This is a genomic window from Oribacterium sp. HCP28S3_H8, from assembly GCF_052064775.1.
Lineage (GTDB): Bacteria > Bacillota > Clostridia > Lachnospirales > Lachnospiraceae > Oribacterium.
In genome coordinates this window covers 196206-211525 of record NZ_JBQHUZ010000003.1, presented here as the reverse complement: position 1 = coordinate 211525, position 15320 = coordinate 196206, and the positions used below count along the sequence as shown (strand labels likewise).

Annotated in this window: 12 protein-coding genes; 5 read left to right on the top strand and 7 right to left on the bottom strand. The window is 48.5% G+C overall.

What is annotated here, in order from left to right:
• Nucleotides 1-190: 190 nt before the first annotated feature.
• From ACTNEN_RS05120 to ACTNEN_RS05100, 5 genes are all read left to right on the top strand, one after another.
• A complete protein-coding gene (locus tag ACTNEN_RS05120; protein ID WP_441204970.1) occupies nucleotides 191-979 on the top strand; it encodes a ZIP family metal transporter in 789 nt (262 codons plus the stop codon).
• Nucleotides 980-1388: 409 nt separating this feature from the next.
• Nucleotides 1389-2327 carry a transporter substrate-binding domain-containing protein gene (locus ACTNEN_RS05115; protein WP_441204969.1) on the top strand — a complete coding sequence of 313 codons (939 nt, stop codon included), beginning with the start codon at nucleotides 1389-1391 and terminating at the stop codon, nucleotides 2325-2327.
• Nucleotides 2328-2352: 25 nt separating this feature from the next.
• Nucleotides 2353-3003 carry an amino acid ABC transporter permease gene (locus ACTNEN_RS05110; protein WP_441204968.1) on the top strand — a complete coding sequence of 217 codons (651 nt, stop codon included), beginning with the start codon at nucleotides 2353-2355 and terminating at the stop codon, nucleotides 3001-3003.
• A 12-nt stretch (nucleotides 3004-3015) separates the two neighbouring features.
• A complete protein-coding gene (locus tag ACTNEN_RS05105) occupies nucleotides 3016-3780 on the top strand; it encodes an amino acid ABC transporter ATP-binding protein (RefSeq protein ID WP_441204967.1) in 765 nt (254 codons plus the stop codon).
• A gap of 246 nt (nucleotides 3781-4026) precedes the next feature.
• Nucleotides 4027-8121 (top strand): hypothetical protein, encoded by a 4095-nt coding sequence (locus ACTNEN_RS05100; protein ID WP_441204966.1) that lies wholly within the window; start codon nucleotides 4027-4029, stop codon nucleotides 8119-8121.
• Nucleotides 8122-8258: 137 nt separating this feature from the next.
• Here the strand turns inward: ACTNEN_RS05100 and ACTNEN_RS05095 are convergent, their stop codons facing one another.
• From ACTNEN_RS05095 to ACTNEN_RS05065, 7 genes are all read right to left on the bottom strand, one after another.
• Nucleotides 8259-9254, bottom strand: coding sequence for an ABC transporter ATP-binding protein (locus ACTNEN_RS05095; protein ID WP_441204965.1), 996 nt, complete (start codon nucleotides 9252-9254; stop codon nucleotides 8259-8261).
• Between the two features lie 17 nt (nucleotides 9255-9271).
• Entirely contained in the window at nucleotides 9272-10216 is a 945-nt protein-coding gene (locus tag ACTNEN_RS05090; protein WP_441204964.1) for an ABC transporter permease, read from the bottom strand.
• Between the two features lie 15 nt (nucleotides 10217-10231).
• Nucleotides 10232-11185, bottom strand: a complete 954-nt coding sequence (locus ACTNEN_RS05085) for an ABC transporter permease (protein WP_441204963.1) — start codon at nucleotides 11183-11185, stop codon at nucleotides 10232-10234.
• Nucleotides 11178-12173: an ABC transporter ATP-binding protein gene (locus ACTNEN_RS05080; protein ID WP_441204962.1), complete on the bottom strand. Its 996-nt coding sequence runs from the start codon at nucleotides 12171-12173 to the stop codon at nucleotides 11178-11180. Before ACTNEN_RS05080 ends, ACTNEN_RS05085 begins: the two co-directional genes overlap by 8 nt.
• Entirely contained in the window at nucleotides 12170-12910 is a 741-nt protein-coding gene (locus tag ACTNEN_RS05075) for a gamma-glutamyl-gamma-aminobutyrate hydrolase family protein (protein ID WP_441204961.1), read from the bottom strand. Before ACTNEN_RS05075 ends, ACTNEN_RS05080 begins: the two co-directional genes overlap by 4 nt.
• Nucleotides 12907-13545, bottom strand: a complete 639-nt coding sequence (locus ACTNEN_RS05070; protein ID WP_441204960.1) for a gamma-glutamyl-gamma-aminobutyrate hydrolase family protein — start codon at nucleotides 13543-13545, stop codon at nucleotides 12907-12909. The genes ACTNEN_RS05075 and ACTNEN_RS05070 overlap by 4 nt, the downstream gene beginning before the upstream one ends.
• 80 nt (nucleotides 13546-13625) lie before the next feature.
• Nucleotides 13626-15284, bottom strand: a complete 1659-nt coding sequence (locus ACTNEN_RS05065; RefSeq protein ID WP_441204959.1) for an ABC transporter substrate-binding protein — start codon at nucleotides 15282-15284, stop codon at nucleotides 13626-13628.
• Between the last annotated feature and the right edge of the window lie 36 nt (nucleotides 15285-15320).

Below are 15320 nucleotides of genomic sequence, written 5' to 3'. Positions count from 1 at the left end.
GAGCAGATCAATGACTATAATCTCAATCATATCTTCGATGTAGAGATCTGGTGTGGCAGCCTTCTGAAGAAATCCCGGGGTATGAAATTCCGGATGAAAACCTTAGACAAGGAAACTACCGAATCTATCAGGCAGCAGCCAGGTAGAGCGCGCACAACTTTTATTATTACAATTTGTGAGGGGTTTATAGATGGATTTAAATCTGAATCTTTTTATAGGACTTTTGATCCCGTTTCTTGGCACCACGCTGGGTGCGGCAGGCGTGTTTTTTATGCGTGGAGAGCTCAGCTCAAAAGTAGAGAAAGCATTGCAGGGTTTTGCTTCCGGTGTCATGGTGGCGGCATCCATTTGGAGCCTGATTCTGCCGGCGATGGAGCAGAGCAGTTCCATGGGCAAGCTTGCGTTTCTTCCGGCAGTAACAGGCTTCTGGTTTGGCACCTTGTTTCTGCTGGCACTCGATCATATCATTCCGCATCTTCATCAGTTTGCGGAGGAACCGGAAGGACCGAAATCTTCGCTTGCAAGAACAACGATGATGGTACTTGCGGTGACACTTCACAACATACCGGAGGGTATGGCGGTCGGCGTGGTATTTGCCGGATGGCTTGCCGGGAATGAAGGACTTTCCATCGGAGCTGCGATGGCGCTTGCGATTGGAATTGCGATCCAGAACTTTCCAGAGGGTGCCATTATATCCATGCCGCTCCGGGCAGAGGGTGAGAGCAAGGGAAAGGCATTTCTTAATGGTATGCTCTCTGGTATTGTGGAGCCGATCGGTGCAATCCTTACAATCATCTTTGCGGAGCAGGTGGTACCGCTGCTTCCGTACCTACTCGCCTTTGCCGCCGGTGCAATGATGTATGTTGTTGTCGAGGAATTGATTCCGGAGATGTCCTCCGGTAAACATTCCAATGTCGGCGTACTGATGTTTTCACTTGGCTTTACACTGATGATGGTGCTTGATACGACACTTGGATGATATTCCGGGGATTCCTATCCTGGACCGAACCTTGAGGCAACCGCAAACTCATTCAAAGAAAATCAAATAAAAATCAGTGATACCTCGAGTATTGCTGCTTGTATTTTCTGCTTTTTGTTGACAACAATGCTTTACTATGGTAGAGTGTTGAACTATAAACAAAGTAACCTATTGCCAGATCTGAAACAGATCAAATGTAGAGCTTCAGGTACATGCAGGCTTCAGGTCCATGTAGAGCTTCAGATCCATGCAAGCTGCAAGTTTAAGCAGCTTCAGGCTCAAGCAATATTAGGTTCATGGGGATTCATGTAGAGTCCCTGTGGGAACCATAAAGGAGCCATGCAGGAATCCTACAGCGTTCATGCAGGTCATGAACGCTCTACAAGTATCATAGGAGAGGGAAAATATTATGAAAAAATCAATCGCGATCATTACTGCTGCAGTTTTAGGAGCTATGTTACTTGCAGGCTGCGGATCAAGCGCAAAGGACACATCTGCATCTCAGGCAGAGAGCACACAGGCGGCAACAGAGCAGGCATCGGAGAGCGCCAAGGCGGAAACCACAGAGGCTGCCAAAGCTTCGACGGCTACTGCTGAAACTTCAGGAGCAGCTGCTTCATCTGCATCTGCGGATGGTGCTAAGGTAGAGACACCTACCGGTAAATTCACTGTTGGTTTTGATCAGGAGTTCCCGCCGATGGGTTTTGTCGGTGATGATGGACAATACACCGGATTTGACCTGGATCTTGCAAAGGAGGTTGCAAACCGTCTCGGACTCGAATTTGTTCCGCAGCCGGTCAACTGGGATGCCAAGGACATGGAGCTTGAGTCTGGAAACATTGACTGCATCTGGAATGGCTTTACAATGCAGGGCAGAGAGGATGATTATACCTGGGTAGGACCGTACATGGCAAACAATCAGGTATTCGTCGTAAATCAGGACAGCGATATCAAGTCACAGGCAGATCTTGCCGGTAAGGCAGTAGAGGTGCAGAAGGACTCCTCCGGTCTGGATGCGCTTAACGATAACAAGGACCTGTCCAGCAGCTTCGGTTCACTTACTGAGGTAGCAGATTACAGCACCGCACTTATGGACCTTGAGTCCGGCGCATGTGATGCCGTCTGCATGGACAGTATTGTCGCAGGCTATCAGATTAAATCCTCCGGCAAGGCAATGCGTATCCTGGATGATTCCCTCTCTGCAGAGGAGTATGGCATCGGATTTAAGAAGGGCGAGGACAAGCTTGCTTCCGCTGTACACGATACTTTAATGGACATGCAGGCGGATGGCACCACAAAAAAGATTTCCGAGCAGTGGTTTGGATCTGATGTATTCACTTTAAAGTAATGAGAATGCGGATTGGAGGTTATCTGTGTCGCTGATTCAGATTGTACTGGAGCTTCTGGGTGGTCTGTGGGTATCTATCCGGATCTTTGCAATTACACTGTTGTTTAGTCTCCCGCTGGGACTTGTGGTAGCATTTGGACGGATGTCCAGGAACGGATTCATAAGTACACTCACTAAGGTCTATATCTCCATTATGCGGGGCACACCGCTAATGCTGCAGCTTTTTGTTGTATACTACGGGCCGTATTACCTCTTAAACATTAAACTCAGCCCAACCTATCGGAGCTCGGCGGTTTATATTGGATTTATCATTAACTACGCAGCGTACTTTGCGGAAATTTACCGTTCGGGGATACAGTCCATGCCGGTGGGGCAGTACGAAGCCGCGGATATCCTGGGATATACCAGAGCGCAGAGCTTTTTCCGGATTATCCTGCCGCAGGTCGTAAAACGGATTCTACCTGCAGTTACCAATGAGGTCATTACCCTGGTTAAGGATACGTCTCTTGCCTTCTCGATTTCCGTGATGGAAATGTTTACCAAGGCAAAGGCACTTTCCTCCAGTCAGACCTCTATGACGCCACTGATTGTTGCGGGTGTATTTTACTACATCTTTAACTTTATCGTGGCGCTTATGATGGAACGGCTGGAAAAGAAGATGGATTATTATCAGTAAGGGAGGCTTCAGGTGAATCTACTGGAAATGCAGCATGTAAAAAAAAGCTTCGGAGACCTCCAGGTACTTCGCGACATCAGTCTCACGGTGCAGGATGGAGAGATTGTCTCGATTATCGGGCCATCCGGATCCGGAAAGTCCACACTTCTCCGCTGTGCAACGCTGCTCGAGACAATGGATGCCGGGATGCTTAAATATGAGGATACTGTCGTCGCAGACAATGATGCCAACGGAAAATCTGTTTACGCGGATAAGAAAACGCTGCAGAAAATCAAACAGGTTTATGGACTGGTGTTTCAGCAGTTTAATCTCTTTCCGCATTGGAATGTACTTAGGAATGTAACTGACGCTGTAATCCACGTGCAAAAACGTCCAAAAGCGGAAGCGGAAAAAACCGGTATGGAGCTCCTTGACAAGATGGGGCTTGCCGATAAGGCAGAGTATTATCCATATCAGCTCTCCGGAGGGCAGCAGCAGAGAGTGGCGATCGCCAGGGCACTTGCATTGAATCCCAAGGTGCTTTTCTTTGATGAGCCGACCAGTGCGCTGGATCCGGAGCTTACCGGAGAGGTGCTGAAGGTCATCCGTTCGCTGAAGGATCTGCACATCGCCATGGTAATTGTGACGCATGAAATGGCATTTGCAAGGGACATCTCCGACAAGGTGATCTTTATGGCGGATGGTGTTATCGTAGAGGAGGGCAATGCCGAGGAAGTCTTTAACTCGGAAAATGAACGGATGCAGAGCTTTCTGGGACGGTATAAGAGTATCCTGTGAAGCGTTTATATACATCATAATTGCATAAAAAATCTCACAAGAGCAGAGCCGATATCGTAGAAATATGATGTCAGTTCTGCTCTTTTTTGCAAATAGTTAAATGATTTATTAATATTTTCAGAAAAAATACTTGAAAGTAGCACTCTATAAGCCTAATATTGATAAGCATAAAGATATTGTTGCTATTACCTACCGCGATAATGTATTTGAATAATCGATGCAAGGGATAGGGAAAGTAGTGGGGTTATGAAGTTAAGTTCTAAACGATTGCTGTCAACGATTATGGCGGCGGCACTTGTCACTGCCAATCTCGTGGATGGTGGAAGTATCGGACGTGCATTTGCATCGGTCACAACAGAAACGGGTGCAGAAGTACATCAGGATGCAAATGCAGACCGTTCTGCTGCAGACGTGGATGCCAGAGATTCTGGCGCTTCTATGGAGCAAAATAGTGGAGCAGATATCGCTGAGGGACAAAATGCAGATGTAAACACGCAGGACGCAGACACCGATACGACAGTTGTTGCAGAAGCGCAGAACAGCTCTGCATCTCAATCCGGAGATACGGATACTGCAGGAAAGGAAGCAGCTTCTATTGCCGACGAGGCGGGCGCTCAGCCAGGCAAAGACGATACCAGTGGTGCGTCGGCACAGGGTGGTGAAACAAATACGTCTTCTGAAGGTGGTCTGGGAAGTGAAGCCTCCGGAATCGGAAACAATACGGCGGAAGGGACAACTGCTTCTCCAGCCGAAAGCGAAACCAGAGCTTCTGAAGGGACAGGAGCTTCTGCGGGTGAGGCTACGAAAGCTGCGACACTGCAGGAAACGACAGATGAGAGTCCTATATCGCAGGAAACTGTGGCATCAGAAACAACCGTGTCTGGAACAGCAGCAACAGGGACAGCAGTACCGGAAACATCGGTATCAGAAACAACGGTACCGGAGACCATTCTGCCGGAGACAACAGCGGCAGCGTATAAGGAAATCCATGTTACCTTTCATGTTGTAGATGATCTCGGAAATGAGATTTCTGAGAAGTATGATGATGTCAAGGTGCATTTTGACAGTGATGGAGTTCTGACCCTCGACCAGGAGGATCAGGCACCGGTCAGAAGCATTCGCAGACAAACCGGCAGTATGCTGGCAGGACTTATCAAATTCTACTCCAAAAAGTACAGCTATCGGCAGGCAACCATTGACGGAGAGGTGATTCGTGCGATCCATAAGAGCGATGAGGATGGTGTCACAGTTTACGAATACTCAACAGATGGTGAAAACTGGACGGCGCTGAATGAGGATACCGAGGTGTTGCTTGTTTACGCAAGGCCGGAGTCGGATGCAAAGCTTTATGCTGAGTATCTTGAGGAAGGCAAAATCAAGGTTACTGTGGAGCTGCAGAAGGAGCTTCCGGATGGAGTTGAGCTTAAGGTGCAGGAGCTTACGCCGGAGGAAGACAATTATGATGCCTACATGACAGCCCTGGCGGAATCTGCCCGGGAATCGGAGACGGAAGCTAAGACGTATACTAAGGATAATACTCTGCTGTATGATATTTCGTTTATCGGTACAGACGAGGACGGCACTCCATACGAATACCAGCCGGAGGGGGATGTTTCTGTCAGGATGGAGTTCCTGGGTGGACAGCTCTCGCAGGAGCTTGGCGCCGCTAATGCAGAAGATGTCGAGATCCGTCATCTCCCGGTTAAAGAGGAAGTCAAGGCGCAGGCCGCAGCGGATGGTGAGAGAATCACCGCCGATCTCACGGACCTTACCGCAGATAACATCCTTGTCGAGTCTGTAAAGGATGCGAATGTAACTATCGACAAAACCGCCGCTCAAGCCGCGGATAAAGACGAGGAAGAGGAAGTAAGTGAAGATGCTTCTGACGCTTCTGATGCTGAGCTTGAAGATAATGATGATGTAGAATCAGCAGAGGATGAGGATGTAGAGGAAACTTCTGAGGATACGGACCGAAACAACAAGGAGACAGGATATAAGGATCAGACCAGCTTTACGGTACATGGTTTCTCAGTGTTTGCATTTATAGATTCCAACCAAGGACAGCATAATGCTTGGAACGGCACGAATTCTATGACACCAAATGAATTTGTCGATCAGTTCGGTATTACGACAGACTTTGGCATCTTTGCGGAAAACCTGGTAAATAATCAGCATATTGAAAGTAATATTGCGACAGACAATTACTATATTGATAGTCAGGATTCATACCTAAAGTTTGAAAACTTATATAGCCATAATGTTATCAAAAACATTATTGTTAATAAGACCGTTACAGGCGGTGATAAAGATAAGGACAGTACGTTTTACTTTGGTTTATTTAAGCCTAAAGATCTACAGCCATTTTATACTTTTGAGATACCAACAGAATTTGACGAAGAATCAAATAGTGCCAAGGGAACATTTGAGTTTGAGGATATCCAGACAAAAAGCGAGTATGAAGAGTTAAAGAAAGCTTTAGATAAAGGACCTGTTTTTGTTTATGAACTGGATTCTAAAGTTGATCCAACAACACATCAGCGTCCCAGACTTGAGTCAGGGAATAAAACGTCGGATGGATATACTGTAAAGTATGAATTTTCTGATGGAAATGGCTTCAAAATTGATGGAAATACCATCGCCGGATCGGAGGTCTATAATCATATCGGAAAAATTTTCCTTACAAATGGAAGTGCGGTAGATGCAAGCTCAATTGAGGATGTAATTAAAAATTATCTTCCAAAAGAAAAGGATATTAAAAGTGATGTAATGGGATTTTTTGGCGCGTTAACGTATCTTGGAAGTGGATTTGAAAACTACTTTGTAGGTCCTGATGGAAAACAACTTGAGAATGGAAACTGGGTCAAGGTAACGGCGAAAAATGGTACATTATTATCTGGCAAGAATGATATAAATAACGTCAGTGAGGAATTTCAGTCTCTTGTAAAAAGCCCATTGATAGATCAAAAGCATGTCAGTGTCTCTGACTGGCTTAAAAAAACAATCGTCCCGATCAGTGAGTCAGCGGCTAGATTAAAAACCTATACGGATCCTGCCACTGGTGCTACTTTACATGTCGTAAATATTGAGGGAAAAAATGGAAGACTTAGTCAGGATCTTCAGGCAGCTAATATAAACTTACAAGATAATCCGGATTTTATTTCTGATGGAGATTATCTGCTCATTAATATTGATACGGAAGACCAGGAATATAAAAGTAAATATCAATGGGAAAAAGACGGTTATATCATAGATCTAGTAAATATTGCGGGTGATGCAGTACGAGATAATTTTGATGATTATCGTACTAGTCATGTGATTTATAATTTTCTGGATCATGTGAATAAAGATGCTAATGGTGAAGTCATTTCGGTTAAACCATATACTAAAACGATAACAAATAATTCCGGAAATGGTGTCATCATTGCGCCGGAAGCAACATTTAAACAAAATAATGTTTACGGCGGTCAAGTATTTGTAAAAACATTAATTAGAAGTGGATCTGAGTATCATAAATCGTCTTTGACCGATCATCATAAGGATGAGCATGATGCAAGTGTTTTTGTGACAAATGGCGTCCCTGGGGATAAACCGACTTCCCCAACGACACCGGAGGACACAACAACAGAGGCTTCCACAACGACAGAGGCTTCCACAACGACGGAGGCTTCCACAACGACGGAGGCTTCCACAACAACAGAGGCTTCCACAACAACAGAGGCTTCCACAACGACGGAGGCTTCCACAACAACAGAGGCTTCCACAACAACAGAGGCTTCCACAACAACAGAGGCTTCCACAACGACGGAGGCTTCCACAACAACAGAGGCTTCCACAACAACAGAGGCTTCCACAACAACGGAGGCTTCCACAACAACAGAGGCTTCCACAACAACGGAGGCTTCCACAACAACACCGGAGCCTTCCACAGCAACACCGGAGACTTCCCCAACGACACCAGAGACCTCTTCGGTAGAAGCTACAACGCCAGCGGAGACAACAACTTCTTCATCGTCACACCACGAGCATCATGATCATGACGATAAGCCGAGACCTGTAAGTACAACCGCGGCGGAAACAACGACTTCATCTGGCAATGAGCACTCGGATGATGTAACAACACCAGATGGTGAAGTACTGGGTGCCGAAAGAGACCGCGCACATCAGACGGAAACTTCTCAAGATGGCGGGGTTTTAGGCGCAAACCGTAGCAAGGTAGCGGGTGCAAATCGTCAGGTTAAGACCGGAGATATCAGCATGATGAGACTTTATGCGGTAGGAGCGATTGCAGCGATTGCACTGCTGATCGGTTGGTTCATCAGCTGGAAAAAGAAACAAAGATAAAGAAACAAAAGTAAAGAAACAAGGAAAGACTGATAAGCAGAAGCTCAGGATTAACGAGCAGCAGCTTATCAGTCTTTTTTCGTGCAAATCAAAATTTGATTGGGGGATGAGCCACCCTTGTGTAGCGTGTAGGTCCTTTACTCCGGCAGCTTCTCAAGGTGGTAGCAGGCAGCCAGATGACCATTGGTACCGCGAAGCTTTGGCGGGGCTTCCAGGCAGTCGGGCTGGCAGAACTCGCAGCGGGTACAGAAGTGGCAGCCCTTGGGCATGTCCTTAAGCGCGGGGACGGTGCCTTTGATGGTGTAGAGTACATCCTCGTCTCGATCAAGATGCGGGATTGAGCGCAGTAGACCCTTAGTATAAGGATGTGCCGGATGGTCAAAAATCTGCGCTGCGCTGCCGGTTTCCATGACATTTCCACCATACATGATAAGGACACGGTCGGCAATTTCCGCAACTACGCCCATATCATGTGTAATAATGATAATCGAGGTTCCGTATTTTTCACGAAGCTGGATCAACAAATCCAGAATCTGTCCCTGAATCGTTACATCCAGTGCAGTGGTAGGCTCATCAGCAATGATGATTTCAGGACGGACAGAAAGCACCATAGCGATCATGATACGCTGACGCATACCTCCGGAAAGCTGATGCGGATACTGCTGGAGTACCCGCGCCGGATCCGGGATACCGACTGCTTCCAGGTTTTTAAGACATTCCTCATGGGCTTCTGCGTGACTTAAGTGTCGGTGTGCCTTGAGCATTTCTGTCATCTGCTGCTCGATACGGTAGACCGGATTGAGAGAGGACATCGGCTCCTGGAAGATCATACCGATATGCTTTCCACGAAGATCGCGGAGCTCGGCGTCATTCATCTTTAAAATGTCATTTCCCTTAAATAAGATTTCTCCATTGCGGATGAATGTCGTTTCCTTAGGCAAAAGCCGCATGATGCTGTTGGCAGTGACAGACTTGCCACAGCCGGATTCACCGACGATACCCAGAACTTCACCCGCATGGAGATCAAAGCTCACATGACTTACCGCGGTGACATAGCTTTTTTTACCGGAACGGAAATCCACCTGCAGGTTCCGCACCGAGAGCAGTGTATCATTTGTTGTATTTGCTTCCATATGCATACTCCCTTCACTTAACCTACATTTTTCATCTTGGGATCCAGAGCGTCTCTCAGCCCTTCACCTACAAAGTTGAATGCAACTACCGTCAGGATAATCATAAGTCCGGAGGGCATCCAAACCCATGGACGCAGTGTCAGCACGGAGATATCGGTTGCCGCATTGATGATATTGCCCCACGATGCCTGCGGCGCTCGGATACCAACGCCAAGGAAAGAGAGACTGGATTCCTGAATGATCGCGGAGCCGACACGGAAGGAGAGCAGTACCAGCACCGGGCTGATGGCATTGGGCATGATTTCATGGAAAATGATGTAGTAATCCGAACATCCCGCAGCCCGGGCAGCCTGGATATAATCCATATTCCGGATGGTGACTACATTTCCATGTACAAGCAGCGCGATCTGGGTCCATCCCATGACACCGATTACAAGGATGATGGTGGTAATGGAGGGACCAACAACGGCGACAAGGCAGAGGATCAGGATCATGCTGGGGAAGGACATAAAGATGTCTGCAAGCCGCATGATGACGGTTTCCGCCTTGCCACGGTAAAATCCGGCGATGAGTCCGAGCGGAAGTCCTATGGCGAGACTGATCAGCGGAGACAGGAGACCCACAAGGAGAGAAACACGTCCGCCGGAGAGGAATCTTGCAAAAAGATCACGTCCGATAATGTCCGTGCCGAGCAGGTGTTTTGCCGAAGGGGCTGCATACATGCCGCTTGTGAGATCCGAGTTTGTCGGGTCGGTATGCATCAGGATCGGGAGCAGCACCACCATCAGGATATCAATCAGGATGATGACAAGACCGATGACAGCGCGAGGATTATGCAGAAATTTCTTTAGTACCGCGCGACGGTTCTTATGCAGGCTGAGCTGATACTGTGCATCCGTATCAGCACTACTTTGCGCGGAGTTCTCCGGTATCATACTATGATTAGTTTTTATGTCTGGCATAATACGTTCCTCCTTTTAGCTGTAGCTTATGCGCGGATCCAGCAGTCCGTGAATGATATCGATCAGGATGTTGGTAACAAGTACGGTAACGGCAATCAGAGTCGCGATACACATAACAACTGGATAGTCACGGTTATTGATAGAGCTGATCATAAGGGAACCAAGTCCCGGCCAGCTGAATATCTGCTCGACGATGGTTGTGCCGCCGATGATGTGTGGGATCTGGAGCAGGATCGTGGTGGAAATCGGGATCAGTGCGGTACGGAATACATGAAATACCATGACTGCCATCTCCGAGATTCCCTTGGAACGTGCGGTTTTTACAAAATCCTCACCCAGCATCTCAAGGCAGGCGGAACGTGTCTGCTTGATGAGGTTTCCCATGGAGCCGATAGCGATGATCAGCGCAGGGAGGATCAGATGCCGGATGAGATCCGGGAGACTGGTATTTCCGGAGCTGTGCATGCCCTGCGTCGGCAGGAGCTTAAGCTTGATGGAAAAGAAATAGATCAGCAGGAGGCTCAGCAGAAATCCCGGAAGCGTAGAGCCGATCAGCGCAAAAAATGAGGAAATATTATCCCATTTAGAGTAGGGCTTATAGGCCGCCATGATACCGATGGGAAGGCTCAGCAGGATCGCGATGATGACGCCGGTTCCGGAGAGGATCACGGACGGTACGATTCGCTGGGAAACCATCAGCGCCACAGACTGACTTGTACGGTAAGAGGTTCCGAAATTAAAGTGGACAAGATCCTTAAGCCACAGGAGATACCGGACCCAGAGCGGCTGATCCAGGCCAAGCTGAGCCTTGAGCTGCTGATACGCCTCGGAGGAAACCGACATTTCGCTGGATGCAAGCATGTCAAGCGCAGAACCGGGTGCCAGGTTCAGCATCGTATAAATGATGATCGTAATGCCAAAAAAGATCGGAATCGCGGTGATCAGCCGCTTTACAATATATTTAGCCATGATTTTCCTCCCGGATGGATGTGAGTCTGTCACAGGCAGCAAAATGTGTTCCTCCGATACAGTGGAGCTCTGGTACCTTGACAGAGCACTGCTCGACTGCATAAGGACATCTTGTATGGAAGGGACAGCCGCTTGGTGGTGCGGATGGACTCGGCACATCTCCGGAAAGCACAACACGTTTTTTGCGTGCGTGTACATCAGGAATCGGGATTGCGCTCATCAGTGCTCTGGTATACGGATGCGCCGGGTCACCAAAAATTTCTTCCTTGGAGCCGATTTCCAGGATTCTGCCAAGATACATGACGGCAATCCGGTCGCAAAGGAAACGGACAACCGACAGATTATGGGAGATGAACAAAAGGGAAAGCTGTTCATCTCGCAGAATCCGTTTTAAAAGATTCAGGATCTGGGACTGAATCGAAACATCCAGTGCAGACACCGGCTCGTCGCCTACAATGAATTTGGGATGCACGATTAAGGCACGCGCAATCACGGCACGCTGTTTCTGTCCGCCGGAGAGCTCATGCGGATAACGATACCAGTTATCCTCCTGCAGTTCCACGTAGCGCAGCATTTCCGCAGTACGCTTCAGCTGTTCCGCCTCGGATAGCTCTGCATGCACCCGGAGCGGGAGACGCACGGAATCAAAAATTGTCTTCCGGGGATTGAGGGACGCTGACGGATCCTGGAAGATAATCTGGAGATCCTGACGGTACTTTTTCATCTCCTTATGGGACAGAGTCATAAGATTTTGCCCGTCATACAGGATGCTTCCATCGGTCGGATCATCGAGACGGATCAATGCACGGCCGAATGTTGACTTGCCGCAGCCGGATTCGCCGACGAGACCGAGCGCTTCTCCCTTGTAGATGCTGAGATTTACACCATCCACTGCCTTCACGACGACTTTGCCAAGTCCTTTTTTTACACGATAATATTTTTTCAGATCCTTAGCCTCAATAAGGACTTCACCCTTGGATACATTCATGACTGAAAACCTTTCTCTACGGTAAGTTTGCGACGATCCCGGCACAGGTCGCAGAACCATTGAAACAGCGGAGTTGTGTCAGGGCCGAATGGCGGCTCCCGGTCATCGCCCCGCATCCGCTCCGGATGATACTCCACCGCGTAAACCGGAAGCGACCGGTGGATCACCTCCTCAATGATGCCATCCGGCGACCAGGCAGTGGCAATCAGGTCCTCCGCCAGACGATCAATCTTACGGTTATGCCGGGAGTTTACGAGGAACTCCTCGCCAAACAATGGACGCATAAACGACTTTTCCGAGCAGCGGACGGGATGAAAATCCAGCATGTGTTCGACCCCATCGGTCAGCTTAAACATATCCTTCAGCGTACCGCCAAAATAAAGATTTAAGCTCTGGATCCCGAGACAGATGCCGAGGATCGGTTTCTGCTGCTTTACAAAGGCATCAATGATCGGCACGGTTTCCTCGACTCTCCGTACGGACTCATGCTGATCCACCTCGGCTTTCCGCTCGGGAAATGGATTATAGGAAAAAGAACCGCTGAGTATCAGTCCGTCACAGAAAGCCGCGAATGCTTCCGCTTCAGCGGGATCCGTAATGAGCATGGGGACACCACCGCCTGCGGCAATCGCTGCAGAGTAGGTTCGGTTGCTGGCAACGGCGTCGGTACCAAATTCAGTCAGTGCCGCACCGCCATCCAGTGCAATTTTTGCTTTTTGTAAAGTATCACTACTCATACGTCCTTTGCCTCCTTGATTAATTCCGCTAAGAAAGATTTGTAAGCTTCCGCACCACCTGCTTCTGCCTGATCCGGACGGAACAGGAGTCCCTGTAAGCGCCCTGTATCGTCCGTATAGGAGAGGATCCGTTCACCGGAGAGGGACGTCGGATGGAGACCATCACCAAGTCTGCGGATTTCATAGAGAGAAGCATTTGCCTGCAAGGTAATGTTCTGGGTAAAGCAGGTGAAATGGGGATCCGCTACATGAGAACGCTCCTTTTCCGGGATGCCGCCCAGCACCGTATTTAACACGAGAGCGCCTCGTCCGATGCCAAAGACCGGCTTTTTACATTTCAGAAATTCCTCTGCGAGAGCAAACTCTATGTCATCCCTAAGCCTCCGGTATCCGGCCAGCTCCTGGAAGCTCTCCACAATGCCGCCATAGCGGAAGGGGTGGAAGAGCGTACCGTCCAGGAGGAGCAGTCCATCGCTGAGCTCTGCATACTCCTGATATGTGCGGATGTCCAGTGCATAAATCGGCAGTGCGCCTAGCTCCGTAAGTGTATGGGAAACAGTACGATCTGCCACCAGCACCGTACCTCCAGATTGTGTTTCGTATTCCGGAACGATCAGAATTTTTGTTTGATTCATGGGTCACCTCAGTGTACTTAGTTTCATAAAACAAAGAAAGTGGAAGAGGACCTTCCACTTTCCTGCCGCAGGAAACAGCTTTATTTCTGCCACTCGTAGATATTATCGTTGCACATCATGGATGCGAGATAATCAATATTCTGTACATTGCTCTCGATATAATTAAGATCGGAGAACCAAAGTGGAACATAAGGCGCAGTGTCGGCCAGGTACTGCTGATACTCCTTTACCAGCTCGGTCCGCTTATCGGTGTCAAACGTAGAGTTGATCTCGTTGTAGTATTCACCCAGCTTCGGATCCGTGACGGAATAGGAGGAGTTACCTTCACCCTTTAATACATGCAGTGATGTTGCATCATCAAACCAGGTTACTCCATAAGTTGGTGTATGACCGGAAAGACCGAGATCATAAGTACCGTCCTTCAGTCCTGAGAACATGGTTGCTACATCCACGATCTGGATCTGTACATTGAGTCCAACTGCATCCCAGTACTGTTTCATAAGAGAGGCAAGCGATTCTCTGGAGGAACCGCAGGCAAGCGTCAGTGTCTTGCCATCATAACCGGCTTCCTGCATAAGCTCCTTGGCTTTGTCGGGATCATAGGAAACATTGACATCACTGTTGTAATATGGGCTGTCCGGAAGTACATAGGTGTCGGTTGAGGTACCGTTGCCGCCGTTATAGGTCTTGATCAGTGCATCCACATCCAGTGCGTACCAGAGTGCCTTGCGAAGATTTGCATCCGATACGTTGGAGTTATTGATGATCATCTCAAAGAAGAAGTTTGGTGTATCAGAGGTCGTCACGGTAAGCCCTGCACCGGTAGCCACCGCTTTGTTGGTTTCCGATACCTGGTTGGAAATTTCGTTATAGTCCAGCTCTCCGGAAATCAGAGAATTGAGAGCATTGGTGGAGTCTACAACCTTGAGGATCACCTGTGAAGCGTTGGTATTTCCGAGCTGATACTCCGGTCTTGGAGCAAGCACCATTTCGGAACCGGCAACCTGAGATACAAACTTCATCGGACCAGAACCGACAGGATTGTTCCATACATCACTTGTCAGGATCGAGTCCACAGGGATATCCTTTAATACATGCTGCGGAAGCACATACACCTGACGATTGTGAGAAATCAGCCAGTCCTCCGGTGTGGATGGATTTTTGAGATGCAGCTTGATGGTATAATCGTCGAGCTTCTCGACACCTTCAAAGCTGTCGCCGGTGCGTACGCCACTGTCATCTGTTCCGGCCAGCGATTTGGCATCGCCGCGGGAGGTTCCGGTGAACGCGGGATCGGTGATAAGCTGGAAGGTATATACCCAGTCATCCGCGGTCACCTTCTGACCATCGGACCAGGTGGCATTTTCATCCAGATGGAAAACGATGGACTGGTTATCATCCGCTGCTTCCCAGGATTTAGCCGCTCTTGGCTTAAAGGAGGAGCCGCCGATCTCTGCAAATGCGAGACGGTCATAAATTTTATCCAGCATCAGCGCATTATACATGCTTCCGGATGCAGAGTTATACGGCATCATAGAGTCCCATGCGGTGGAGAAGCCGATGGTAATCACCTTGCCATCACTGCTTCCGCTATCAGCCGCAGCAGATGCGGAAGTGCCCACCTGGGCAGCGCCTGTTGTAGAATCAGCCGTTGATGACGATGCTGCCCCGCAACCTGTTACAAGTCCTGCTGCCAGCAGGACAGCCAGGAGTGATGCGGTATACCTCTTTTTTTTCATAATGTCTCCTCCTATTCTGCAATACATTTGTCTTTA